The sequence below is a fragment of the Micromonospora sp. CNZ309 genome (assembly GCF_002846525.1).
Map to the genome: position 1 here is coordinate 6,878,610 of NZ_PJNG01000001.1, position 24,346 is coordinate 6,902,955.

Sequence of the window (24,346 nt, forward strand, 5' to 3'; positions counted from 1 at the left end):
TTCGACGGATGTCCGAATCCTCATTCGACAGTGGCGTGCTCCTGCTGGCCCGGGGCGACGAGATCCTGACGGAACAGGTCGCCGGGGTGGCTGATCGGAGCACCGGTGTCCACTGCGCTCCCGGGACCCGGTTCCAGATCGCCTCGATCAGCAAGCAGATGGCCGCCGCGGCGGTGCTGCTGCTCGCCGAGCGGGGTGCGCTGAGCCTGTCCGAACCGGTGGTGCGCTGGCTGCCCGGCCCGCCACCGGAATGGTCCGGCATCACGCTGCACCACCTGCTCACCCACACCTCGGGTCTGGGCCACTGGGAGCAGTACCCGGCGGTCGATCTCGTCGACCCGGCCGAGCCGGACGACCTGCTCGGCTTGTTCGCCGCGGTGCCACCGCTGTTCCGGCCCGGAGCCGGGTGGCACTACAGCAGCCCCGGCTACGTGCTGTTGGCCCGGGCCGTCGAGCGCGTGGCCGACCGGCCGTACGCCGAGTTCCTCGCCGAGGAGGTCTTCGCGCCGCTGGGCATGACGGGCAGCTTCGCGGGTGCGGGTGACGGACGGCCGGACGTGGCGGTCGGACACGAGGGCGGCCGTCCGGTGCCGTCCTGGGACCTGGCGACCGTGAGCATGGGCGCGGGTGACGTCTGGTGCACCGGGACGGACCTGCTCACCTGGCTCGACGTGCCGCGCCGGGGCCGGCTGCTCGCCCCGGCCTCGGTGACGGCGATGACCGCCCCGCACGCGCCCACCAGCCGGCCCGGGGAGGCATACAGTTACGGGTTCTTCGTCGGCCCGCTGGCCGGTAGACGGGCGCTGCACCACTCGGGGGACAACGGCGGCTACAAGGCGTTCGCGGCCTGGCTGCCCGACTCGGACCAGCGGCTCGTGCTGCTGGCCAACCAGGCCGAGGTCGACCCGGTCACGATCACGTCGGTGCTCGGTCCCGACGAGGTGCGTTGATCGTGTGCGGACGCCGACCGGGTGGCGGACGCGCCCTCGGTGCGGGCCGGCGGGGCCGGCAGGTCGTGGCGGGTCCGCCCGGCGCCTCGGGTGCTTCGTCCACCGGCCGGGCCGTCGCGTAGCGTCGGGGCATGCGCAGGGAGCGACGGTGACCCGGATCGTGGCCGGAACCCTCGGCGGGCGCCGGATCGCCGCGCCGCCCGGCGCGGGCACCCGGCCCACGTCGGACCGGGTGCGCGAGGCGCTGTTCAGCGCCGTACAGGCCGAGGTCGACCTGGCCGGCGCCCGCTTCGCCGACCTGTACGCCGGCTCCGGCGCGGTCGGCCTGGAGGCCCTGTCCCGGGGCGCCGCGCACGTGCTGCTGGTGGAGTCCGACCCCCGGGCGGCCCGGGTGGTCCGGGAGAACGTGGCGACGTTGCGCGCCGCCCCGGCCGCCCGACTGGTCACCGGCAGGGTCGCCACGGTGCTGGCGGCCGGCCCGGACGGCGACCCGTACGACGTGGTCTTCGCCGACCCGCCCTACGCGGTGCCGGACGCGGAGATCACGGCGATGCTCGTCGCGCTGGTCGACGGCGGCTGGCTGGCCCCGGACGCCCTGGTGGTGGTGGAACGGTCGAGCCGTACGGGCCCGGTCGGGTGGGTGCAGGGAATCACCGGCGAGCGCAGCCGGCGCTACGGCGAGACGACCCTTTGGTACGGTCGCCGATCATGAGACGTGCGGTGTGTCCCGGCTCGTTCGATCCGGTCACCAACGGGCACCTCGACATCGTCGGCCGGGCGAGCCGGCTGTTCGACGAGGTGATCGTGGGCGTGCTGGTCAACCAGTCGAAGAGCGGCCTGTTCACCGTCGAGGAGCGGATCGACATGCTCCGCGAGGTGACCGCCTCCTACGACAACGTCCGGGTCGAGTCGTTCCAGGGACTGCTGGTCGACTTCTGCCGGGCGCAGCAGGCGAGCGTGCTGATCAAGGGCCTGCGGGCGGTCAGCGACTTCGACTACGAGCTGCAGATGGCGCAGATGAACATCGGCCTGGCCGGCGTCGAGACCCTGTTCATGCCGACCAACCCGCTCTACTCGTTCCTCTCCTCCAGCCTGGTGAAGGACGTGGCGAAGTGGGGCGGGGACATCTCGGCCCACGTGCCCGACCGGGTACGCGAGGAGCTGCGGGCCCGCCTCACCCCGCCGCCCCGCGGCTGAGCCGCCCCGCGCACCCCCGCGGCTGAGCCGCCCCGCGGCTGCGCCCCCGTGAGCACACCCGTGCCGCCACCCCGTCGGACCGCGTCCGGCGGGGCGGTGGCGCGTCCCTCCGCGACGCGCCGGGCCGGGGTGAGCGCCGTGGGGTGGTCGGGGCGCGACATGATGTGTGGAGCGGGAAACCGGCCGTAGCCCGCATCATGTAGATCGGCCCGACGAACGACAGGAGTGAGGTACCGGTGGACCCGCTCGATCGCATCGACGAACTGATCGCCATGGTGGAGCAGGCCCGCTCCGTCCCGATGTCGCGCAACAACTGCATGGTCGACCGGGGCGAGTTCATCGCGGTCCTCGACGAGCTGCGCGCCGAACTCCCCGCCGACCTGCGCCGGGCCGCCGCGTTGCTGGAGGAGCGGGACAAGATCATGGAGGCCGGCAAGCGCGAGGCCGACCGGATCATCAGCGAGGGTGAGGCGGAACACGCCCGGCTGGTCTCGGTGAACGAGATCACTGTCTCCGCCGAGCACGAGGGTGCGCGGATCATCGCCGAGGCCCGCGCCGAGGCGCAGCGCCTGCGGGAGGAGGTCGACGACTACGTCGACACCGCGCTGGCCAACTTCGAGCAGTTCCTCACCCGGGCGCTGGCCTCGATCGAGCGCGGGCGGGACAAGATGCACGCGCTGCGCGAGATCGGCACCTTCGGTGGGGAGGAGTCGGAACGCCCGCTACCCTTCTGAGCGGCACCTCACCAGCCGGCAGACGGGGCGGGCGTCGCCCCCGGTTCGACGGTCCGGCGGTCGCCCAGGTAACCTCTTTTGTCGGCCTCTCACCGGCCGGAGTCTGACTATGCCCAAACACACGCCTTCGACACTCGACCCCAGGTCGCCGCTGGTCCTCGACACGAGGGAGCTGCCGCGCCGGCCTGGAGCCTTGCGTACGGTCAAGCGGGTGGTGCCGGCACCGGCGGACCTCGGCGGCGAGATGATCGCCGTGCCGCAGGGCGCGGACCTCGACCTCGACCTGAGGTTGGAGTCGGTGTCCGAGGGCGTGCTCGTCTCCGGGACCGTCAGCGGTCGCGTCCGGGGCGAGTGCGGTCGCTGCCTACGCGAGATCGACGACTCGCTGGCTGTGCGGGTCCAGGAGCTGTACGCGTACGAGAACAGCACCACGGACTCCACGACCGACGAGGACGAGGTGGGCCGGATGCAGGGCGATCTGATCGACCTGGAGCCGGCGCTGCGGGACGCGGTGGTGCTCACGCTGCCGACCAACCCGCTCTGCCGGGAGGACTGCCCAGGACTGTGCCCCGAATGCGGGGTGCACTGGGACGATCTGCCGGCCGACCACAGTCACGAGCAGATCGACCCGCGTTGGGCGGGCCTGTCGCAACTGAACCGTAAAGAGGAGTAGGAACCGTGGCCGTCCCCAAGCGCAAGATGTCGCGCAGCAACACCCGCGCCCGCCGGGCGAACTGGAAGGCGACCGTGGTCGCGACCGTGGCCTGCCCCCAGTGCAAGTCGGCGAAGCTGCCGCACGCCGCCTGCTCCGTCTGCGGCACCTACAACGGCCGCCAGGTCCTCGAGGTCTGACCTGGACGCCGAGTGACGCCCCCGACCCCTGGTCGGGCGGCACGCGCACCCTGGCACTCGCCCGGTGTCCCGGCTCCCTCCGACGCCGGCCGGTCCGTTTCGGCCGGCGTTCCGATGGAGTCGGGCACCGCGCGGATCGCCGTTGACCTCCTCGGCGGGGACGACGCTCCCGCCGTCGTGGTTGACGGCGCTCTGCGGGCCGTGCGCGCCGACCCGGACCTGCACCTGCTGCTCGTCGGCCCGGCCGAGGCCGCCGGCCAGCTGATCCGTGCCCTCGACCCGGCGCAGCGCGCCCGGGTCACGGTACGGCCGGTCCGCACGGTGGTCGGCATGGCCGACCACCCCGTGGCCGCTCGTGCCGACAGCACGGTCCGCGCCGCGGTGCACGCCGTCCGCGACGGCGTCGCCGACGCGCTCGTCTCCGCCGGCTCCACCGGCGCCACCGTCACCGCCGTGGCGCTCGGCCTCGGCCGCTGGCCGGACGTGCGCCGTCCGGCGCTGATCGCGACCCTGCCGGCCGTCGCCGGCCCGGTGGTCCTGCTGGACGTGGGCGGCTCGCTGGAGCCGCGCCCGGCCACCCTGGCCCGCCACGCCGCGCTCGGCACCGCGTACGCGGCGGTCGCGCACGCCGTCGCCGCGCCCCGGGTGGGGCTGCTGTCGGTGGGCACCGAGGCGGGCAAGGGCGACCGCGCCCGCCGCCTCGCCGATCCCGTCCTCGCCGCCACGTCGCTGCCCTGCGACGGGCGCTACGTCGGCCTCGTCGAGGGGTACGACGTCTCCCTCGGCGCGCGCGCCGATGTGGTGGTCACCGACGGGTTCACCGGTAACGTGCTGCTCAAGGCGATCGAGGGCGCGTACGCGATGGCCGGCGGGCCCCCGACGGGCGGCGGCGCCCCCCGCGCGGCGGCCCTGCTCGGGGTCGCCGGGACGGTGGTCGTCTGTCACGGCGCCGCCCGGTCCGAGGACGTCGCCGCCGGCATCGGGCTGGCCGCCCACCTCTGGCGGCGTCGCGCCACCGACCAGGTACGCGCACTGCTCGACGGCACCGAGGCGGGCGACCGCGAGGAACGCACCGACCGCACCACCGACACCGAGGTACCCACATCATGAGCAACGACAAGCGGCGGCGGGCGTCCGTCGGTCACCTGGAAGCCGCGTTCGGCGTCAGCCTGGATCCGGAGCTGCTCCAGCGCGCCCTGACCCACCGCTCGTACGCGTACGAGAACGGCGGCCTGCCCACCAACGAGCGGCTGGAGTTCCTGGGCGACTCGGTGCTCGGCGTGGTGATCACCACCGCGCTGTTCCACAACCACCCCGACCTGCCCGAGGGGCAGCTGGCCAAGCTGCGGGCCAGCGTGGTCAACATGCGCGCCCTCGCCGACGTGGCCCGGGGCCTCGGCCCGGACGGGCTCGGCGCCTACCTGCTGCTCGGCAAGGGCGAGGAGACCACCGGCGGCCGGGACAAGGCGAGCATCCTCGCCGACACCCTGGAGGCGCTGCTCGGCGCGATCTACCTCCAGTACGGGCTGGACACCGCGGCCATCGTGATCCACCGGCTGTTCGACCCGCTGATGGCCGAGTCGGCCGGCCGGGGCGCGGCCCTGGACTGGAAGACCAGCCTCCAGGAGCTGACGGCCGCGCTCGGGCTCGGCGTGCCCGAGTACCGCATCGAGGGCACCGGCCCGGACCACCTCAAGACGTTCACCGCCTGGGTGGTGGTCGCCGGCAACCGCTACGGCGGGGCCGACGGGCGCAGCAAGAAGGAGGCCGAGCAGCGGGCCGCCGAGGCGGCCTGGCGGACGCTGAACGAGCAGGCGGAGCGGGAGCCGGCGGCGGCGGTCGACCCGGTGGCCGGGGACCCGACGACGCAGGCCGCCGAGGCGGGCCTGGGCCGTGCCTGAGCTGCCGGAGGTCGAGACGGTCCGGCAGGGGCTGGCCCGATGGGTCACCGGCCGGCGGATCTCCTCCGTCGAGGTGCGCCATCCCCGCGCGGTACGCCGGCACACCCCCGGCGGCGGGCACTTCGCCGACGTGCTGGCCGGCCGGACCGTGCTGGACGTGCGCCGCCGCGGCAAGTACCTGTGGCTGCCGCTCGACAGCGGCGACGCCGTGATCGGGCACCTGGGCATGTCCGGCCAGCTGCTGGTGCAGCCGGCCGAGGCGCCCGACGAGCCGCACCTGCGGGTCCGGTTCCGGTTCAACGACGACGGCCCCGAGCTGCGCTTCGTCGACCAGCGCACCTTCGGCGGCCTGTCGGTCTCGGCCGGGGGCGCGGAGCTGCCGGCGGAGATCGCGCACATCGCCCGGGACCCGATGGACCCGCAGTTCTCCGACGCGGCGTTCGCCGCAGCGCTGCGCCGGCGGCGTACCGAGGTCAAGCGGGCGCTGCTGGACCAGACGCTGATCTCCGGCGTCGGCAACATCTACGCCGACGAGGCGCTGTGGCGGGCGAGGCTGCACGGCGCCCGCCCCACCGACGCGCTGACCGGCCCGGCCGCGCTGCGGCTGCTGGGCCACGTCCGGGACGTCCTCGCCGAGGCGATCAAGTCCGGCGGCACGAGCTTCGACGCCCTCTACGTCAACGTCAACGGGGAGAGCGGCTACTTCGACCGGGCGCTGAACGTCTACGGGCGGGAGGGGCTGCCGTGCCCCCGCTGCGGCGCGCCCGTGCGGCGCGAGGCGTTCATGAACCGCTCGTCGTACAGCTGCCCGCGCTGTCAGCCCCGCCCCCGGGCGGCGCTTCGGGGTTGACCCCGCCGCCGGTCAGGGCGTCGGGCAGGGGATCCGCCACGCGTCGAGCTCGCGTTCCTTGCGGATCGAGGAGAGACCGTAGCCGACCGTGGTGACGCAGAAGTCCGTCGTCGAGCCGGCGTACTCCACGTGGAACACCGGTTTGCCCGCCTCGACGAACGGCAGCAGCCGGGCGCACTGGTCGCGCCGTACGCACTCCTCGTTGACGGCGAAGTCGAAGTCCGGGGCCAGCGCGGCCACCTGCCCCAGGTCGTTGATCAGGCCGGGGGAGAGGCTCAGCGAGCGGGCCAGTGCGGCCAACCGGCGGTTGAACAGCAGTTGGTCGTCGAAGCCGAGCGGGAAGCCGGACCGGTTCGCGTACCCGTCGGCGTCGGCCAGCGCGACCGCTCCGAAGCCCTTGCCCCGGCAGAGCCGGAACCGGTCGGCCAGCACCGGGCGTAGCGCGTCCCACTGCCGTACGTCGAGCCAGCGGCTCTGCGGCCGGCGGGACGCTGCACCCCGTACGGCGGCCGGGAAGCGGTCCGCATCCGGGTCGCTCGGCAGGAACGAGCCGACGTGCACCTGGCAGACCAGCCGGCGGTCGCGGGAGCGCAGCTCGGCGGTCTGCGCGGCGGTGGTGGCGACGGGGTCGAGCAGGAAGACGTCGGCGTCGACGGTCGGGTCCAGCACGCCGCTGAGCTGCCACTGCCACTGCCACCGGCCCGCCGACGAGGCCGGCCAGGTGGTCGGGGCGCCCGGCGCGGTGAGGCCCACCCGGCAGGCGGCGACCACGCTCAGCAGCGCGAGCGCGACACAGGCCGGCAGGGCCCGCCCCACGGCGCGCGTACGCGGCCGGATCCGCATCGGCAGCTCCCGGGTCGCGGGCGGCGGCTCACCGCCCGGAGCGGGTACGCCGTGCCGGCGTACCTCACCCGGTCAAACGAGCGCGGACCCGGCCACGACTCGCGTTCAGCGCGGCGCGGCGAAGACCTGCGTCCAGTACGGCCCGTTGCTGCTGGCGACGCCGACGCCGATCTCGGTGAAGGCGCAGTTCAGGATGTTGGCCCGGTGCCCGGGGCTGTTCATCCAGGCGTCCATGACGGCGGCGGGCGTCTTCTGGTTCCAGGCGACGTTCTCGCCGTAGGTGCGCCAGGAGTAGCCGACCCGGTCCAGCCGGGTCCCGACGTTGCTGCCGTCGCTGCCCGTGTGCGACATGTTCCGGTGATCGGCCTGGTCCTGGCTGTGCCGCTGGGCCGCGGTCGTCAGCTTGTCGTCGACGCTCACCGCGCCGCAGCCGGCCTTGGCGCGCTCGGCGTTGACCAGGGCGACCACCTGGCTGGCCTGGCTGCCGGCCGCGGTGCTGCCGGTCGGGGTCCTCGTACCGCCGCCGGCCGGCGCCGTGCTCCGCTCGGCGATGCGCCGCGAGGGCGCGGTGGTACGCGACGGCGCCGGCGTCGGCCTGGCGGTCTTCGTGGCCGACGGGGTGGGCCTGGCGGTGGTCGGCGCGGTGCTCGGGGTGGGCGGGACCAGCGCGTCGCCGGGGGTCGGCTCCGTGTCGGGCAGCACCGGGGCGGCGGCGATCGGGTCGTCGACGGCGGCCGGATCGGTCGCCGGGCCGTCGCCGGTCAGCGCGACCGCGCCCACACCGAGGCTCACCACCAGCGTGGCGGCCGCGGCGGCGCCACCGATCAGCAGCGGACGGGAGATCCGCCGACGCGGGCGGTGGCGGCCCTCGGCGACGACCGGCGTCGCCTCGGCCGGGGCGGCCCGCAGCGCGGCGAGGTCCACGGGAGCGGTCGGGGCGTCGGCGGGCGCGGCCTGCCAGCGCGCGGTCGGGGCGTCGTCGAACGCCGGCTGCCGGTGCGCGGGCCGGGCGTCGACGGGTTCGGCCTGCCAGCGTGCGGTGGGGGCGTCGGCGGGTCCGGCCTGCCAGTGCCCGGGCCGGGCGTCGGTGTGCTCCGCCTGCCAGCGTGCGGTCGGCTGGTCGCGGTGCCACTCGTCGGCGGGCGGCTGCGGGTCGTCCCCGAACAGGTAGGCCGACCTCGGCTCCGGACGGTCGGTGAGCCAGGCCGGCGGCTCGTCGCCGAGCGGCTGCTCGTGGCGCCGGGGGGCGCCGGCCGGGTCGTTCGGATCGGTCCAGCCGTACACGCCTGTGCCTCCAAGGGGTCGCTTGCGGGCCGGGGTGACGCTACGTGGCGGGCGCGAACAGCGGCAATGTGGCTAAGGAAGAGTTAAGGGGAAGCCGGACGCCAGGGTGGGGACTTCCCGGGATCCGAGGCGTAGAGTCAGGGTGTCCGGACAGAGTGTGTCCGCGCCTTGTGGCAGCCCCCCGGCAAGTGGTCAGGTCGACGTGGAGATGATCTACGGCCTGCGAGAACTTGACGAAAGAGGGGGTGTCGGCTCAATATGTAGGTGTCGCCAGTCGCGCCCGGTCATGCCCAGAATCGTCTGGGATGACAGCCGCGTACACATTTGGGCGCGCGTTGGCCGGCCCTTCCGGCAGCGCATATCAAGGAGTCAACATGGCTAAGGCCCTGTACGGCCACGTAGGTGCGGCGTCCGATCGGCGCCTGCTCGACGAGGTCACCCGACTGCGTGCCACGGTTCGGTCTCTGGAGTTCGAGATCACGCGGCTGCGTGCCGAGAACGATCGGCTCGCGGCGGCTGCGGCGGAGGCGGACGACCTGCTCCGTCTGGCCGAGCCCGCGCTGACCTGATCTCCGGATCGCACAACTGAATCGCACCACGCAAAAAGAGCGCGCCGACACTTCCGTGCCGGCGCGCAGCTCTGTCCGCGCCCCTCTTCCGCCACCTCGGCCCGCGTCAGCCGGATGAGCGCCCGCCGGTCGCCAGGCGGGTCGCGTGCCCGGCGGTTCCCCGTCCCGGGTTAGTCTGCGGGTTCACCCAGGTCCGCGCAGCCGGCGACGGTACGGCGGCCACCGGACGAGGATCGAGAAGGTGCATCTCAAGAGCCTGACGGTGAAGGGCTTCAAGTCCTTCGCCTCCGCGACGACGCTGAAGCTGGAGCCGGGGATCACCTGCGTGGTCGGCCCCAACGGCTCCGGCAAGTCCAACGTCGTCGACGCCATCGCCTGGGTGCTCGGCGAGCAGGGCGCCAAGGCGCTGCGCGGCGGCAAGATGGAGGACGTCATCTTCGCCGGCACCGCCGGCCGGGCACCGCTGGGCCGCGCCGAGGTGACCCTCACGATCGACAACACCGACGGCGCGCTGCCGATCGAGTACACCGAGGTGTCGATCACCCGTCGGATGTTCCGCTCCGGCGAGAGCGAGTACGAGATCAACGGCGACACCTGTCGGCTGCTCGACATCCAGGAGCTGTTGTCGGACTCCGGCATCGGCCGGGAGATGCACATCATCGTCGGCCAGGGCCGCCTCGACGGGATGCTGCACGCCAAGCCGGAGGACCGGCGCTCGTTCATCGAGGAGGCGGCCGGCGTCCTCAAGCACCGCAAGCGCAAGGAGAAGGCGCTGCGGAAGCTCGACGCGATGCAGACGAACCTGAACCGGCTCACCGACCTCACCGCCGAGCTGCGCCGTCAGCTCAAGCCGCTGGGCCGGCAGGCGGAGGTGGCCCGCCGCGCCGCCGCCATCCAGGCCAACCTGCGCGACGCCCGGCTGCGGCTGCTCGCCGACGACCTGGCCACCCTGCGGGCCACCCTGGACCGGGAGATCGCCGACGAGACCGCGGTGCGTGAGCGGCGCGAGCAGGTCGAGGCCGAGCACACCGAGGTGCAGGCGCGGCTGGCCGAGCTGGAGGCGGCCCTCGCCGAGGACGCGCCGCTGCTGGCCGCCGCCCAGGACACCTGGTACAAGCTCTCCGCCCTCTCCGAGCGGTTCCGCTCCATCGAGCAGCTCGCCCGGGAACGGCTGCGGCACCTCAGCGCCACGCCCGACGACGAGCGCCCCGGTCGCGACCCCGACCAGCTGGAGGCCGAGGCCGAGCGGATCCGCGAGCAGGAGGAGGAGCTGCGCGGCGCGCTCACCGACGACCAGATCCGGCTGGCCGAGGCCGTCGAGCACCGCCAGGAGCTGGAACGGCAGCTCGCCGCCGCCGAGCGCGAGCTGGTCGCCGCGGCCAAGGCGATCGCCGACCGCAGGGAGGGCCTGGCCCGGCTGACCGGCCAGGTCAACTCCGCCCGCGCCCGTACCACCAGCGCCGGCGAGGAGATCGAGCGGCTCGCCACCGCGCACGCCGACGCGCTCGCCCGGGCCGACCTGGCCCAGGCCGAACTCGACGCCGTCGCCGAGCAGTCCACCGAGGCGGACCGGGACAACGCCGACCTCGACGCCCGGCACGCCGAGGCGGTCGCCGCCCAGGAGCGGGCGCAGGCCACCGTACGGTCGCTGACCGACGCGGAGCGCGCGGCGGAGAAGGACGCCGCCACCTGGAAGGCCCGGGAGGAGGCGCTCGCCCTCGGCCTGCGCCGCAAGGACGGCGCCGGGGCGCTACTGGCCCGCGCGGACGAGGTCCCGGGCCTGCTGGGCAGCCTGGCCGGGCTGCTCACCGTCGCCCCCGGGCAGGAGGCCGCGCTCGCCGCCGCCCTCGGCGGGCTCGCCGACGCGGTCGCGGTCAGCGGCGTCGACGAGGCGGTCGAGGCCATGCGGCTGCTGAAGATCTCCGACGCCGGCCGCGCCGGCCTGCTGGTCGGCAGCCCCGCCGGGCCGGGCATGGACGCCCCGGTCGACGCGTTGCGGCCGAAGCTGCCCGACGGCGCCCGCTGGGCGCCCGACCTGGTGGAGTGCTCCCCGCAGATCCGCCCGGCGGTGCACCGGGCGCTGCGCGACGTGGTGCTGGTCGACGATCTCGCGGCGGCGGCCGAGGTGGTCGCCGGCAACCCGGAGCTGCGCGCGGTCACCCCGGACGGCGACGTGGTGGGGGCGTACGCGGCGGCCGGCGGGTCGGCCAAGGCGCCCAGCTTCATCGAGGTGCAGGCCGCCGTCGAGGAGGCGCGGTCGAACCGGCTCGCCGCCGAGCAGACCGGCGCGGAGCTGCGCGAACAGCTCGTCGACGCCCGCGCCGAGGTGGCCGCGGCCAAGGAGACCGTGCAGCACGCCGCCGCCGCCAAGCGGGAGGCGGAGAGCCACCGCAACGCCGCCGCCCGCCGGCTGGCCGAGCTGGGCGCGGCGGCCCGCTCCGCGAAGGCGGAGACCGACCGGCTCGGCGAGTCCCGGGCCCGCGCCGAGGCCGCCCGGGAGCGGGACCTGCTCACCCTGGCGGAGCTGGCGGAGCGGCTGCGGCTGGCCGAGGAGACGCCGGTCGACGCGGAACCGTCGACCGAGGAACGCGACCAGCTCGCCGCGATGGTGCCGCAGGCACGGCAGAACGAGATGGAGGTCCGGCTCGCGGTGCGTACCGCCGAGGAGCGGGTCTCCTCGATCGCCGGCCGCGCGGACTCGCTGCGCCGGCAGGCCACGGCCGAGCGGGCCGCGCGGGAACGCGCGGCGGCCCGGCGCGCGGCCCGCACCCGGGGCGCGGGGATCGCCCGGGCGGTGGCGGGCGGGGCCCGGGAGGCCCTCACCCGGCTGGCCACCTCCATCGCGACGGCCGAGGAGCACCGCGACGCCGTGGCGCGCGAGCGCGCCGCCCGCGAGGCCGAGCTCCAGGAGGTACGCGGCGCCGCCAAGCGGCTCGGCGCGGAGCTGGAGCGGCTGACCAGCCAGGTGCACCGCGACGAGGTGGCCCGAGCCGAGCAGCGGCTGCGCATCGAGCAGTTGGAGGCGAAGGCCGCCGAGGACTTCGGGCTGGACGTGGAGACCCTCGTCGCCGAGTACGGCCCGACCCAGCCCGTCCCGCCCACCCAGGCCGACGTGGCGGCGGCCGAACGCGACGGCCTGCCGGTGCCCGAGCCGGTCCGCTACGAGCGGCCGGTGCAGGAGAAGCGGGCGGCCAAGGCGGAACGGGAACTGGCCCTGCTCGGCAAGGTGAACCCGCTGGCCCTGGAGGAGTTCGCCGCGCTGGAGGAGCGCTTCAAGTTCCTCTCCGAGCAGCTGGAGGACCTCAAGGCCACCCGTCGCGACCTGCTCACCGTGGTCAAGGACGTCGACGACCGGATCCTGGAGGTCTTCGCCAGCGCGTTCGAGGACACGGCCCGGGAGTTCCAGCAGGTCTTCACGGTGCTCTTCCCCGGCGGCGAGGGGCGGCTCGTGCTCACCGACCCCGACGACCTGCTCACCACCGGCGTCGAGGTCGAGGCCCGCCCGCCGGGCAAGAAGATCAAGCGGCTGTCGCTGCTCTCCGGCGGCGAGCGTTCGCTGACCGCGGTGGCGATGCTGGTGGCCATCTTCCGGGCCCGGCCCAGCCCGTTCTACATCATGGACGAGGTGGAGGCGGCGCTCGACGACGTCAACCTGGGCCGCTTGATCACGCTGCTGGCACAGTTGCGGGAGAAGAGCCAGCTCATCGTCATCACGCACCAGAAGCGGACGATGGAGGTCGCCGACGCCCTGTACGGCGTGACCATGCGCAACGGGGTGACCCAGGTGATCAGCCAGCGGCTCAACCGGGCCGACGGAGACGAGCGGCGTGACCGCGGCGAGGAGAACGAGTAGTGGGTCGGGAACGGGCGACGGCGCTCCTGGTGGACTTCGACGGCGTACTGCGCCGGTGGGACCCGGCGGTGGCCGCCGGGGTGGAGCGGGAGTACGGCCTCTCCGAGGGCGTGCTCACCGAGATCGCCATGCAGTGGGGGCGGCTCCAGCCGGTGCTGACCGGGCGGGTCAGCCACGCCGACTGGATGAGCAGCGTGGCCGACGCGCTGGCCGACTCCGTGGGCGGCCCCGAGCGCGCCCGGGCCGCCGTGGAGCAGTGGCAGCGCTACCGGGGCGAGGTCGACCCGGAGGTGCTCGCCTTCGTCCGCGAGGCGCGGGCCGGCGGCATCCGGATCGGGCTCGGCACGAACGCCACCGACCTGCTCGACGCCGACCTCGCCGCGCTCGACCTGACGGACGAGTTCGACGCGGTGGTCAACTCGTCCATAATCGGGGTCAACAAGCCGGCGAAGGAGTACTTCCAGGCGGCCTGCGCGGCCCTGGAGACCCCGGCGGGCCGGGTCCTCTTCCTCGACGACGAGGACTGGGCGATCAGGGGCGCGCGCGTCGCCGGCCTGTCGGCGCTGCGCTGGAGCGGCCCGGCCGACCTGCGGTACGCGCGGGCGGCGCTGGCGTACTGACCGGCTGAGCCGTCCGCCCCGGCGCGGGCTACTCGCCTGTGACGCCGTCGATGCGCTCGCGGATCAGGTCGGCGTGGCCGTTGTGCCGGGCGTACTCCTCGATCATGTGCACGTAGGCCCAGCGCAGGTTGAACGTGCGGCGCTTCGGGCCGACCTCGGTGAAGGTCTCGTCCAGCGACCGGCCGGCGGTGGCGGCGCGGGCCAGCGCGACCTCCCGGTGGAAGGTGGCGAGGTCGGCCTCGGCGTCGGCGGCGCTGACGTCGTGGTCGGCGTCCGGGTTGTCGGGCGTGAAGTAGGGGTAGTCGACCTGCTGGCCGGCGAAGTTCTCCCGGAACCACCAGGCCTCCACCTCGGCCAGGTGCCGGACCAGGCCGAGCAGGGTGAGCCCGGAGGGCTCGACGCTCGGCGTGCGCAGTTGCTCGGCGGTCAGCCCGGCGCACTTGAGCAGCAGGGTCTGCCGGTGGTAATCCAGCCAGCCCTCCAGCATGGTGCGCTCGTCGCCGACGTAGGGCTCGGGGGTCCGGGTGATCTCCGGTGCTCTCCAGGTCATGCCGGTCATCCTGGTGGAGCCCTCCGACACTCCGCGACCGGTTAACGGCGTCGCCGCGCGCCCGCTCACCCCTCGCGGGTCAACCGCTGGCGCATCACCTCGCGCAGGTGGCCCTCGCTGGTGGTGCCCTCGATGGTCACCTCGGCCGTCCGGCCGGCGTGCACCAGCGTGGCGACGGCGTTGCCGAAGTACGGACCGGCGAGCCGCTTCCACCGCAACGGCGGGCGGCGTACCCCGGCGGTGCGGGCGAGGGCCCGGGTGGCCCCGGACGGCCCGGACGACCAGCCGAGCTTCATCAGCGGGCGCATCCCGGCCGGGACCTGGTTGTGGATGGGCGAGCAGGTGAGCTGGTGCACCGGGGTGACCACGCTCCGGTCGTCGAACCGGGCCCGCGCCACGTACGAGTGGTGCACGTCGCCGGAGAGCACGCTGATCGACGCCGGTGGCGCGTACGCGGGGCCGGCCCCGACGCGCTCGCCGGGCTCGCCGGGGGTGCCGCTGCCGAGGCGGGCGAAGAGCGCGCCGAGCGCCTCGAACGAGCGGCGGAACGCGGCCCAGTGCTCCAGGTCCAGCCCCCGGCGCAGGTTCTCGGCCAGCCGGGCCACCCAGGGGCGCCGCGAGTCGGCCAGCTTCTCGTTCCACGCCTCCACGTGGTGGATGCCCGGCGGCAGCAGCCAGGGCAGTGACGCGCCGACCACCAGGTGGTCGTAGACGCCGTGGGCCCGGTCGAGGAACCACGACCACTCGCCCGGGGGCAGCATCGCCCGCTGGCCCGGCTCCAGCACCCGGCTGCACCGGTTGTCGAGCATGACCAGCCGGGTGCGGCCCAGGTCCAGCGCGTAGCTCCACTGGTACTGCACGGCGCGCCACCGCTCGGTGTCGTGGGCGAGGTCGGCCTCGGTGTCGACCCGCTGCCCGAACTCGCGCAGCACGCCGGTGGCGTCCTCCGCCGCGACGACCTTGGCGTAGACCGGGTCGGCGGCGATCTCGTCGGGGGAGAGGTTGCCCAGGTGCTGGTAGACCCAGTACGAGGCGAGGCCGCTGGTGATCCGCTCCGCCCACCACGGCTGCTCGCGCATGTCGGAGCGCCAGGAGGCCGAGGTGTTCCAGTCGTCGATGACCTCGTGGTCGTCGAAGATCATGACGCTCGGCACGGTGGAGAACAGCCAGCGGATCTCCGGGTCCCGCCAGGACTCCAGGTAGAGCTTCGTGTACTCGTCGAAGCTGACCACCTGGTCGCTCGGCGCGCCCTTGGGCCGCCGGCGGCGCCGCTTCAGCAGCCGCCGGACAGTGGGCGACGTCACGTCCGCGTAGACCTGGTCGCCGAGGAGCACCAGCAGGTCGGGCACCTCGGTCGTCTCCGGGTCGGCCATCAGCCGTCGGGCGTACGCGTCGAGCGCGTCCGGGGGCAGCCGCCGGGTGGTGGCGTGCTGGGTGGTCTCCCGGCAGGAGCCGAAGACCAACCGGACCGGCTGGTCGAGGTCGTCGGCCGCCCGGGTACGGATCACGCTGGGCGGGAAGTCGCTCTTCGGCACCGGCCAGGCGACCTCGTCGTCGATCAGCACCTCGTAGGTGGTGGCGCTGTCGGGGGTGAGCCCCTCCACCACGACGAGCGCGTAGTGGTGCTCGTACGCCGAGAAGGTGGGCGCGGTGCCGACGGCGCCGTCGGCGGTGCGGACGGTGACCACCGCGGGCGCGCTGGTCTCGACCCAGATGGTGGCCCGCGTGCCCACCACTCTGCGGAGCAGCGGGCCGATGAGCAGGTGTGCCGCGGGCATGGTCGACCTCCAGATGAGCGGACTTCATCTTTACTACCCGGCCGGCGGTCGCACCACTGCTGGCTGTGACCGAGCCTACCGGCGGCTTCCCTGGCGCGGCCGGGAGCGGTGGCTGGGACAGCTTCGCCGGCATCTGACAGGATTCCGGCATGACCGAATACCTCCTCATCGCGCTCGCCCTGCTCGGCGTGCTGATCCTTGGCGGCATCGGGCTGGTCGTGCCGCGGCTGCGCCGGCGACCGGAGCCGCCGCTGCCCGAGACGGAGGTCGAGACCCGGGCCGAGGAGGATCTCGCCGGCCCGCCGGTGGAGGCGCCGGAGGCCGAGTTGTCCACCGGGATCCTGGTGGAGCCGCCGGTCGTGGAGGCCCCGGCCCCGGTGCTGGAGGTCCCCGAGCCGACCGCCGGGCGGCTGGTCCGGCTGCGCTCGCGGCTGTCCCGTTCGCAGAACGCCTTCGGCAAGGGCCTGCTCGGCCTGCTCAGCCGCGACCACCTCGACGAGGACGCCTGGGAGGAGATCGAGGACAGCCTGATCACCGCCGACGTCGGCATCGACGCCACCCGGGAGATCGTCGACCGGTTGCGCGAGCGGACCCGGGTCCTCGGCACCCGCTCCGCGGGCGAGCTGCGCGCCCTGCTCGCCGCCGAGCTGGTCAACGCGCTCGACCCGACGCTGGACCGGTCGCTGCGCACCGCGCCCAAGGCGGGCGTGCCGGCGGTGGTGCTGGTCGTCGGCGTCAACGGCGCGGGCAAGACCACCACCTGCGGCAAGATCGCCCGGGTGCTGGTCGCGGACGGGCGCACTGTGCTGCTCGGCGCCGCCGACACCTTCCGGGCCGCCGCCGCGGACCAACTGGAGACATGGGGCGGGCGCGTCGGCGCGGAGACCGTCCGTGGGCCCGAGGCGGCCGACCCGGCCAGCGTGGCCTTCGACGCCGTCAAGCGGGGCATCGACACCGGCGTCGACACCGTGCTGATCGACACCGCCGGCCGGCTCCAGAACAAGATCGGCCTGATGGACGAGCTGGGCAAGGTCAAGCGGGTGGTGGAGAAGCACGGCCCGATCGACGAGACGCTGCTGATCCTCGACGCCACCACCGGGCAGAACGGGCTGGAGCAGGCCCGGGTCTTCACCGAGGTGGTCAACGTGACCGGCGTCGTGCTCAGCAAGCTCGACGGCACCGCCAAGGGCGGCATCGTCATCGCCGTGCAGCGCAAGCTGGGCATCCCGGTCAAGCTGGTGGGGCTCGGTGAGGGCAAGGACGACCTGGCCCCGTTCGACCCCGCCCAGTTCGTCGACGCGCTGCTCGGTACCGAGCCGCTCGCCCGGGACGCGTAACCTCGCAGTGACGACCGACGATCGCGCCTACGCCGGGTGGCGCGACCCCAGCCACCCGTCGCCGCGCCTCGGGAGACCGTACGTGACTTCGCAGGAGATCCCGCTGCACGGCGGGAACGTCAGCACCGTCGTCCGGGTGGGCGACACCGTCCGGCGCAACGCCGGGCCGTGGACGCCCTCCGTGCACGCCCTGCTGCGCCACCTGGAATACGTGGGCTTCACCGGCGCCCCCCGCGCGCTCGGCATGGACGAGCGCAACCGGGAGGTCCTGTCGTACCTGGAGGGGGAGTGCGGGGAATACCCGCTGGCCCCGCACTGGGTCACCGACGAGGCACTGGTGACCGTCGCCACCATGCTGCGGATGTTCCACGACGCCCAGTACGGCTTCGTGCCGCCGCCCGGGGCGGTGTGGCGCTCGTTCGGCCCGCCGCCGCCGGACACCGAGGTGGTCTGCCACCACGACGCCGCCCCGCACAACGTGATCTGGCGGCCCGACGGCACCCTCGGGCTGATCGACTTCGACCTCGCCTCGCCCGGCGCCCGGATCTACGACGTGGCGTACGCGGCCTGGACCTGGGTGCCGATCTTCTCCGACCGGGACTCGATCACGCTCGGCTGGAAGCAGCCCGACCGGCCGCGCCGGCTGCGCCTCTTCGCCGACGCGTACGGGCTGATCCCCCGCGACCGGCACCGGCTGATCCGGACCATCCGCAAGCGGATCGTGGACCACGTGGAGGGCATCCGCCGGATGGCCGCCGCCGGCGAACCGGCCTTCGTCCGGATCGTGCACAAGGGGCACCTGCGCCGGCCGATGCGCGACCTGCGGCTGCTCGACTACGAGCGCAACGCCCTGGAGTACGCGCTGCGCTGAGCCGAGCGGTTCGTGCCGCCGGTCGGTGAGGATTGCTTCACACGTCCGAAACAACCCGTCACAGCATGGAAATCGACGGGTGACGCTGGGGGAAACAGGGAGCGAGCAGGCTTCCGCCCATCCGGCGTACGGGCGACGCTGCCCCGGAAGCCGTGAAGGAGGGAACTTCACCTTTAGGAGGCCAGCGTGCCTGAGGCACCCACGATCGATTCCGGCAACACCGTCTGGTTGCTGGTGTCGACGGCGCTCGTGCTGCTCATGACGCCCGGACTGGCGCTGTTCTACGGCGGCCTGAACCGGGCCAAGGGTGTACTGAACATGATGATGATGAGCTTCTCCGCTATCGGGCTCATCTCCGTTTTGTGGTGGTTCTACGGTTTCAGCGTCGCCTTCGGCAGCGATGTCAACGGGCTCTGGGGCGACCCGGGCGCCTACCTCGGCACCAAGACCTTCCTCGCCGAGACCGACCTCTGGGGCGCCACGGCCGACAACCCGAGCGGCATCGGCGTCCCGCTCTACGTGTTCATGGCCTTCCAGATGATGTTCGCCGTGATCACCGTCGCGCTGATCAGCGGCGCGGTCTCGGACCGGGCGAAGTTCGCCGGCTGGCTGCTGTTCGCCTTCGGCTGGGCGACGCTGGTCTACTTCCCGGTCGCGCACTGGGTGTGGGGCGGCGGCATCATCGGCGGCGACCTGCACGCGCTCGACTTCGCCGGCGGCACCGCGGTGCACATCAACGCCGGCGCGGCGGCCCTGGCCCTGGCGCTGGTGCTGGGCAAGCGGCTCGGTTGGCCCCGGGAGGGCATGAAGCCGCACAACATCCCGCTCGTCGCGCTCGGCGCCGGGCTGCTCTGGTTCGGCTGGTTCGGCTTCAACGCCGGTTCCGAGCTCACCGTCGACTCGGTCGCCGGCCTGGCCTTCGTCAACACGCAGCTCGCCACGGCCGCCGCGGTGCTCGGCTGGATCGTCGTCGAATGGATCAAGGACAGGAAGCCGACCCTGGTAGGCGCCTCGTCCGGCGCCGTCGCCGGCCTGGTCGCCATCACCCCGGCCTGCGGCTTCATCGCGCCGTGGGCGGCGGTGCTGCTCGGCCTGGTGGCCGGCGCGGTCTGCGCGCTGGCGATCAGCCTCAAGTACAAGCTCGGCTACGACGACTCGCTCGACGTGGTCGGCGTGCACTTCGTCGGCGGCTGGATCGGCTCGCTCTGGCTCGGCCTCTTCGCCACCAACTCCGTCAACGGCGCGATCGGCGACGTGATCGGCGCCTCCGACGGACTCTTCTACGGCGGCGGGGTCACCCAGCTCGGCCGGCAGGCCCTGGCCGGCCTTATCGTCACGGCCTGGTCCTTCGCGGTGGCCTGGGTGCTGGCCTTCGCGATCGAGAAGACGATCGGCTTCCGCCTGCGCGCCGAGGACGAGGTCGGCGGGATCGACATCGCCGAGCACGCCGAGAGCGGCTACGACCTGTCGCCGGCCGCCGGCAGCGGCGGGGGCAGCGCGTTCGCCATGGCCGGGTTGACCGGCACCAAGCCGCCGACGGCACCCGCGCCCGCGGAGTCGACCGAGCCGGCCGCACCCGCCGCGCCGGTCGACGAGAAGGTCGCCGGTTAACGTTCCTGGGATGGAGGGGTTGGACATGAAGCTGGTGACCGCGGTCATCAAGCCGTACCAGCTGGACGCGGTGAAGGAGGCCCTGCACGCCCTCGGCGTGGCCGGCCTGACCGTCAGCGAGGTCCAGGGGTACGGGCGGCAGAAGGGGCACACCGAGGTCTACCGGGGTGCCGAGTACACGGTCGAGTTCCTGCCCAAGATCCGGGTGGAGGTGCTCACCGACGAGATGGACGTCGACAAGATCGTGGACGCCGTCGTCGGCGCCGCCCGGACCGGCAAGATCGGCGACGGGAAGGTCTGGGTGACCGCCGTCGAGGAGGTCGTCCGGGTCCGTACCGGCGAGCGCGGCCTCGACGCGCTCTGACCGACATGACCTCGTCGACCAGGAAGGACGCGTCGGAGCACACCGGCGGCGCCGGACTCCTGGTCGACGAGGTCGTCGGCGTCGGGGAGGCGGCCCGGGCGGCGCGGGCCGACGCGTACGATCGGTGGCTGCGCGGGCTGCTCCCGCAGCGGCCCGGGGTGGCGCTGATCGCCGTCGGCGGGCTGGGCCGCCGGCAGTGCGCGCCGCACGGCGACCTCGACCTCGTCCTGCTGCACGCCGGGGTGCCCGGCGTGGACGAGCTGGCCGCCTCGGTCTGGTATCCCGTGTGGGACGCCGGGCTGCGGCTGGACCACTCCGTCCGGACCGTCGCCGAGGCGCTCTCCGTCGCCCAGGACGACGTGAAGGTGGCCCTCGGGCTGCTCGACGCGCGGCTGCTCGCCGGGGACGCCGCGCTCGCGGACACGCTTGTGCGCACCGCCGCCGACCACTGGCGGCGGACCGCCGTGCGGCAGCTCCCGGCGTTGCGCGAGATCACCGCCGCCCGCTGGGCCGCCCACGGCGAGCTGGCGTTCCTGCTGGAGGGTGACCTGAAGGAGGCGGCCGGCGGGCTGCGCGACGTCGGGATCCTGCGGGCGGTCGCCACCGCCGGGATCACCGACGCGTTGCGCCCCGCCGTCCGCGCCGCGCACCTGCGGCTGCTGGACACCCGCGACGCGCTGCACCGGCAGGTCGGCCGCCGGGTCGACCGCCTGGTCGCCCAGGAACGCGACGGGGTGGCCGCGCTGCTCGGGCTTCGGCACCTCCCGCCGTGCGAACCCGTGCGGCCGGACCCGTCCGACGCCCCGCGGGACGCCCGGGTCGTCGGCGACGGCGACGCGCTGCTGCGCCGGGTCGCCGGGGACGCCCGGACCGTCAGCCACGCCCTCGACGACGCCTTCCGCGCCGCCGACCGGCTGCGCTCGGGTCGCCGCCGGGGCGCCGACGGGCGGCCGCTGCGCCGACCGGTCGCCCGGGACGTCGTCGAGCACGACGGCGAGCTGGTGCTGGCCCGCACCGCGATCGGGGCGCGCCCCGACCCGAGCCTGTCGTTGCGGGTCGCCGCCGCCGCGGCCGTCACCCGGCTGCCGATCGCGCGGGCCACCTGCGAGTGGCTGGCCGCGTACTGCCCGCCGCTGCCGGCGCCGTGGCCGGCCGAGGCCCGGGCCGCGCTGATCACCCTGCTCGGCGCCGGTCCTGGCCTGGTGCCGGCCTGGGAGACCTGCGACCGGTACGGGCTGATCGAGCGCTGGCTGCCCGAGTGGACGCGGCTGCGCAGCCTCCCGCAGCACAACCCCGTGCACCGGTTCACCCTCGACCGGCACCTCGTGCAGACCGCGTACGAGGCCAGCCGGCACACCCGCGAGGTGGACCGTCCCGACCTGCTGCTGCTCGGCGGCCTCCTGCACGACGTCGGCAAGGGGCTCCCGGGCGACCACAGCACGGTCGGGGTGCCGCTGGCGGAGGCGGTGGCCGCCCGGATCGGCCTGCCCGCGCCGGAGGTGGCGCTGATCGGCACGCTGGTCCGGCTGCACCTGCTCCTGCCCGACGTGGCCACCCGGCGGGACCTCGCCGACCCGGTCACCATCGCCGGGGTGGCCGAGCGGGTCGGCGACCCGACCACGCTGGACCTGCTGCACGCACTGGTGCGGGCCGACGCCGCCGCCACCGGCCCGGCCGCCTGGTCGCAGTGGAAGGGCCGGCTGGTCGCCGAGCTGGTCACCCGGGTACGGACCGCGCTGGACACGGGCGCGCTGCCCGCCCCGCCCGCCCCCGACCCGGCCCTGCTGGCGGGGCCCCTGCCGGTCGTACACCTGACGGCCGACCGGGTGGCGGTGGCCGCGGCGGACCGGCGCGGCCTGCTCGCGACGGTGGCCGGCTGCCTGGCGCTGCACCGGCTGGAGGTGCTTTCCGCCGACGCCTCCACCGTCGACGGCCGGGCCCTGGTCGAGTGCCGCGTGCAGCCCCGGTACGGCCTTGCGCCCGACCCGATCGCCCTCGGCGCCGACCTGCGCCGCGCGGTGAACGGCGACGTCTCGGTCACCCAGCGGCTGCGCGGCCGGGCCCTGGCGGCGCGGTCCGATCCGGCCGCGCCCCGGGTGGTCTGGCACCGCGAGGCGGCCACGGACGCCGTGCTGCTGGAGCTGCGTGCCGCCGACGCGGTAGGGCTGCTCTACCGGGTCACCTGCGCCCTCGACGAGGCCGGCGCCCAGGTGCGCGCGGCCCGCATCTCCACCCTCGGCGGCGACGTGGTGGACGCCTTCTACCTCGTCGGCGGCTGGCCGGACGACGCCACCCGGGCCCGTCTGGAGGCCGCGGTGCTCGCCGCAGTCTAAGGAAGGGCCCCCTGTCAACGCCCGAGGTAGAGCAAGGGACCCCTGCCAACGTCCGTGCGCCGCCTGGACCGCGGCCGCAAGCCCCAGCCGGGCCACGGCCCGCGTCGGTCGCCCCGGCTGCGCCCGGCCCGGAGCGGCCGTGCGGCCCGGCCGGCTACCCTAGCGGTGGCCGGACACCTCGCCCGGTCGCCGATGTGCCCGCCGAAACACTGACAAACGGGATGTTCGCGTGTTTGACACCTTGAGTGACCGCCTGTCCGGGATCTTCACCAAGCTCCGCGGCAAGGGTCGGCTCACCGACGCCGACATCGACGCCACCGCGCGCGAGATTCGCCTCGCGCTGCTGGAGGCGGACGTCGCGCTGCCGGTGGTCAAGGGCTTCATCGCCAACGTCAAGGAGCGGGCGCGCGGCTCCGAGGTCTCCCAGGCGCTCAACCCGGCGCAGCAGATCATCAAGATCGTCAACGAGGAGCTGATCAACGTCCTCGGCGGCGAGGGGCGGCGGCTCCAGTTCGCCAAGCAGCCGCCGACGGTGATCATGCTCGCCGGCCTCCAGGGCTCCGGAAAGACCACCCTCGCCGGCAAGCTGGCCCGCTGGCTCAAGGCCCAGGGCCACCAGCCGCTGCTGGTCGCCGCCGACCTCCAGCGCCCCAACGCCGTCGGGCAGCTCCAGGTGCTCGGTGGCCGCGCCGGCGTCGAGGTGTACGCCCCCGAGCCCGGCAACGGCACCGGCGACCCGGTGCAGGTGGCGCGCGCCTCGATCGAGCACGCGAAGCGGGCCGCCCGGGACATCGTCATCGTCGACACCGCCGGCCGGCTCGGCATCGACGCCGAGATGATGCAGCAGGCCGCCGACATCCGCGACGCGGTCGAGCCGGACGAGGTCATCTTCGTCATCGACGCCATGGTCGGCCAGGACGCGGTGCGCACCGCCGAGGCGTTCCGCGACGGCGTGGGCATCACCGGCGTGGTCCTCTCCAAGCTCGACGGCGACGCCCGCGGTGGTGCCGCGCTGTCGGTCCGGGAGGTCACCGGGCAGCCGATCCTCTTCGCCTCCACCGGCGAGAAGCTGGAGGACTTCGACGTCTTCCACCCCGACCGGATGGCCAGCCGGATCCTCGGCATGGGCGACGTCCTCACTCTGATCGAGCAGGCCGAGCAGGCCTTCGACACCGATCAGAAGGAGAAGATGACCGCCAAGCTGATGGGCGGCGAGCAGTTCACCCTGGAGGACTTCCTCGACCAGCTCATCGCGGTCCGGCGGATGGGCCCCATCGCCAACGTGCTGGCCATGATGCCGGGCATGGGGCAGATGAAGGACCAGCTCGCCGAGGTCGACGACAAGCACTTCGACCGGGTCACCGCGATCATCCGGTCGATGACCCCCGCCGAGCGCACCAACCCGAAGATCATCAACGGCTCGCGCCGGGCCCGCATCGCCACCGGCTCCGGCGTCACGGTGATGGACGTCAACCAGCTGCTCAACCGCTTCGCCGACGCGCAGAAGATGATGAAGCAGATGGGCGGCATGATGGGCCTGCCGGGCGGCGGCCGGCGCAAGGCGACCAAGTCGCCGAAGAACAAGCGCAAGGGCACCAAGGGCGGCAACCGGCCGCGCGCCGGGGCGGGCGCCGGGATGCCGGGCGGCTTCCCGGGCGGCATGCCGCAGCTTCCGCCGGGCGTGGACCCGAACGACCTGGCCGGCGGCCAGGGCCTCCCGCCGGGCTTCAAGCTGCCGAAGATCGACTTCAACAAGCTCGGCAAGGGCGGCGACGGCCGGCCCCGCTGAGGCGTGTCGCTGACGGCGGGTGACATGATCCCTGCGTAGGGTGATGTCGCCCCTGGAAGG

General features: G+C 74.0%; 22 protein-coding genes. 18 read left to right on the plus strand and 4 right to left on the minus strand.

What is annotated here, in order from left to right:
* The first annotated feature begins 8 nt into the window (after positions 1–8).
* From CLT72_RS29635 to mutM, 9 genes are all read left to right on the plus strand, one after another.
* Complete coding sequence (locus CLT72_RS29635) at positions 9–950, plus strand: serine hydrolase domain-containing protein (RefSeq protein WP_101414559.1); 942 nt, start codon at positions 9–11, stop codon at positions 948–950.
* Positions 951–1,098: 148 nt separating this feature from the next.
* Positions 1,099–1,662, plus strand: coding sequence for a 16S rRNA (guanine(966)-N(2))-methyltransferase RsmD (gene rsmD, locus CLT72_RS29640; protein WP_101414560.1), 564 nt, complete (start codon positions 1,099–1,101; stop codon positions 1,660–1,662).
* A complete protein-coding gene (gene coaD / locus CLT72_RS29645; RefSeq protein WP_101414561.1) occupies positions 1,659–2,147 on the plus strand; it encodes a pantetheine-phosphate adenylyltransferase in 489 nt (162 codons plus the stop codon). The genes rsmD and coaD overlap by 4 nt, the downstream gene beginning before the upstream one ends.
* A 236-nt stretch (positions 2,148–2,383) precedes the next feature.
* Positions 2,384–2,881: an SPFH domain-containing protein gene (locus CLT72_RS29650; protein ID WP_089001571.1), complete on the plus strand. Its 498-nt coding sequence runs from the start codon at positions 2,384–2,386 to the stop codon at positions 2,879–2,881.
* A gap of 109 nt (positions 2,882–2,990) precedes the next feature.
* Positions 2,991–3,554, plus strand: a complete 564-nt coding sequence (locus tag CLT72_RS29655) for a YceD family protein (protein ID WP_089001570.1) — start codon at positions 2,991–2,993, stop codon at positions 3,552–3,554.
* Positions 3,555–3,559: 5 nt separating this feature from the next.
* Positions 3,560–3,733: a 50S ribosomal protein L32 gene (gene rpmF, locus CLT72_RS29660; RefSeq protein ID WP_018786309.1), complete on the plus strand. Its 174-nt coding sequence runs from the start codon at positions 3,560–3,562 to the stop codon at positions 3,731–3,733.
* 114 nt (positions 3,734–3,847) lie between these two features.
* Positions 3,848–4,843: a phosphate acetyl/acyltransferase gene (locus CLT72_RS29665; protein ID WP_101414562.1), complete on the plus strand. Its 996-nt coding sequence runs from the start codon at positions 3,848–3,850 to the stop codon at positions 4,841–4,843.
* On the plus strand, positions 4,840–5,634 hold the full coding sequence (rnc, locus tag CLT72_RS29670; RefSeq protein ID WP_486484352.1) for a ribonuclease III: 795 nt from the start codon (positions 4,840–4,842) through the stop codon (positions 5,632–5,634). Before CLT72_RS29665 ends, rnc begins: the two co-directional genes overlap by 4 nt.
* Positions 5,627–6,484: a bifunctional DNA-formamidopyrimidine glycosylase/DNA-(apurinic or apyrimidinic site) lyase gene (gene mutM / locus CLT72_RS29675; RefSeq protein ID WP_101414563.1), complete on the plus strand. Its 858-nt coding sequence runs from the start codon at positions 5,627–5,629 to the stop codon at positions 6,482–6,484. The genes rnc and mutM overlap by 8 nt, the downstream gene beginning before the upstream one ends.
* A gap of 12 nt (positions 6,485–6,496) precedes the next feature.
* Here mutM and CLT72_RS29680 read toward each other — a convergent pair whose 3' ends face one another.
* Both CLT72_RS29680 and CLT72_RS29685 read right to left on the minus strand, forming a co-directional pair.
* On the minus strand, positions 6,497–7,327 hold the full coding sequence (locus tag CLT72_RS29680; RefSeq protein ID WP_101414564.1) for an endo alpha-1,4 polygalactosaminidase: 831 nt from the start codon (positions 7,325–7,327) through the stop codon (positions 6,497–6,499).
* Positions 7,328–7,432: 105 nt separating this feature from the next.
* Positions 7,433–8,611: a CAP domain-containing protein gene (locus tag CLT72_RS29685; RefSeq protein ID WP_101414565.1), complete on the minus strand. Its 1,179-nt coding sequence runs from the start codon at positions 8,609–8,611 to the stop codon at positions 7,433–7,435.
* A gap of 374 nt (positions 8,612–8,985) precedes the next feature.
* Here CLT72_RS29685 and CLT72_RS29690 point away from each other — a divergent pair, with 374 nt between their 5' ends.
* From CLT72_RS29690 to CLT72_RS29700, 3 genes are all read left to right on the plus strand, one after another.
* Positions 8,986–9,180: a hypothetical protein gene (locus tag CLT72_RS29690; protein ID WP_101414566.1), complete on the plus strand. Its 195-nt coding sequence runs from the start codon at positions 8,986–8,988 to the stop codon at positions 9,178–9,180.
* Positions 9,181–9,421: 241 nt separating this feature from the next.
* A complete protein-coding gene (smc, locus tag CLT72_RS29695; protein WP_101414567.1) occupies positions 9,422–13,033 on the plus strand; it encodes a chromosome segregation protein SMC in 3,612 nt (1,203 codons plus the stop codon).
* Positions 13,033–13,653, plus strand: a complete 621-nt coding sequence (locus tag CLT72_RS29700; protein ID WP_101414568.1) for an HAD-IA family hydrolase — start codon at positions 13,033–13,035, stop codon at positions 13,651–13,653. Before smc ends, CLT72_RS29700 begins: the two co-directional genes overlap by 1 nt.
* Before the next feature lie 28 nt (positions 13,654–13,681).
* Here CLT72_RS29700 and CLT72_RS29705 read toward each other — a convergent pair whose 3' ends face one another.
* Complete coding sequence (locus CLT72_RS29705; RefSeq protein WP_101415462.1) at positions 13,682–14,203, minus strand: DinB family protein; 522 nt, start codon at positions 14,201–14,203, stop codon at positions 13,682–13,684.
* A 65-nt stretch (positions 14,204–14,268) separates the two neighbouring features.
* Complete coding sequence (locus tag CLT72_RS29710) at positions 14,269–15,981, minus strand: alkaline phosphatase D family protein (protein ID WP_101414569.1); 1,713 nt, start codon at positions 15,979–15,981, stop codon at positions 14,269–14,271.
* A gap of 149 nt (positions 15,982–16,130) precedes the next feature.
* Between CLT72_RS29710 and ftsY the strand changes: the two genes are divergently transcribed.
* The 6 genes from ftsY to ffh all read left to right on the plus strand — a co-directional run bounded on the left by ftsY (position 16,131) and on the right by ffh (position 24,286).
* Positions 16,131–17,318: a signal recognition particle-docking protein FtsY gene (ftsY, locus tag CLT72_RS29715; protein ID WP_101414570.1), complete on the plus strand. Its 1,188-nt coding sequence runs from the start codon at positions 16,131–16,133 to the stop codon at positions 17,316–17,318.
* Between the two features lie 7 nt (positions 17,319–17,325).
* On the plus strand, positions 17,326–18,189 hold the full coding sequence (locus tag CLT72_RS29720) for an aminoglycoside phosphotransferase family protein (RefSeq protein WP_199184674.1): 864 nt from the start codon (positions 17,326–17,328) through the stop codon (positions 18,187–18,189).
* Between the two features lie 186 nt (positions 18,190–18,375).
* On the plus strand, positions 18,376–19,800 hold the full coding sequence (locus CLT72_RS29725; RefSeq protein ID WP_101414571.1) for an ammonium transporter: 1,425 nt from the start codon (positions 18,376–18,378) through the stop codon (positions 19,798–19,800).
* 25 nt (positions 19,801–19,825) lie between these two features.
* Positions 19,826–20,164 carry a P-II family nitrogen regulator gene (locus CLT72_RS29730; protein ID WP_172896701.1) on the plus strand — a complete coding sequence of 113 codons (339 nt, stop codon included), beginning with the start codon at positions 19,826–19,828 and terminating at the stop codon, positions 20,162–20,164.
* A gap of 5 nt (positions 20,165–20,169) precedes the next feature.
* Complete coding sequence (locus CLT72_RS29735; RefSeq protein WP_101414572.1) at positions 20,170–22,497, plus strand: [protein-PII] uridylyltransferase; 2,328 nt, start codon at positions 20,170–20,172, stop codon at positions 22,495–22,497.
* 229 nt (positions 22,498–22,726) lie between these two features.
* Positions 22,727–24,286 (plus strand): signal recognition particle protein, encoded by a 1,560-nt coding sequence (gene ffh, locus CLT72_RS29740; protein WP_101414573.1) that lies wholly within the window; start codon positions 22,727–22,729, stop codon positions 24,284–24,286.
* Positions 24,287–24,346 lie beyond the last annotated feature (60 nt).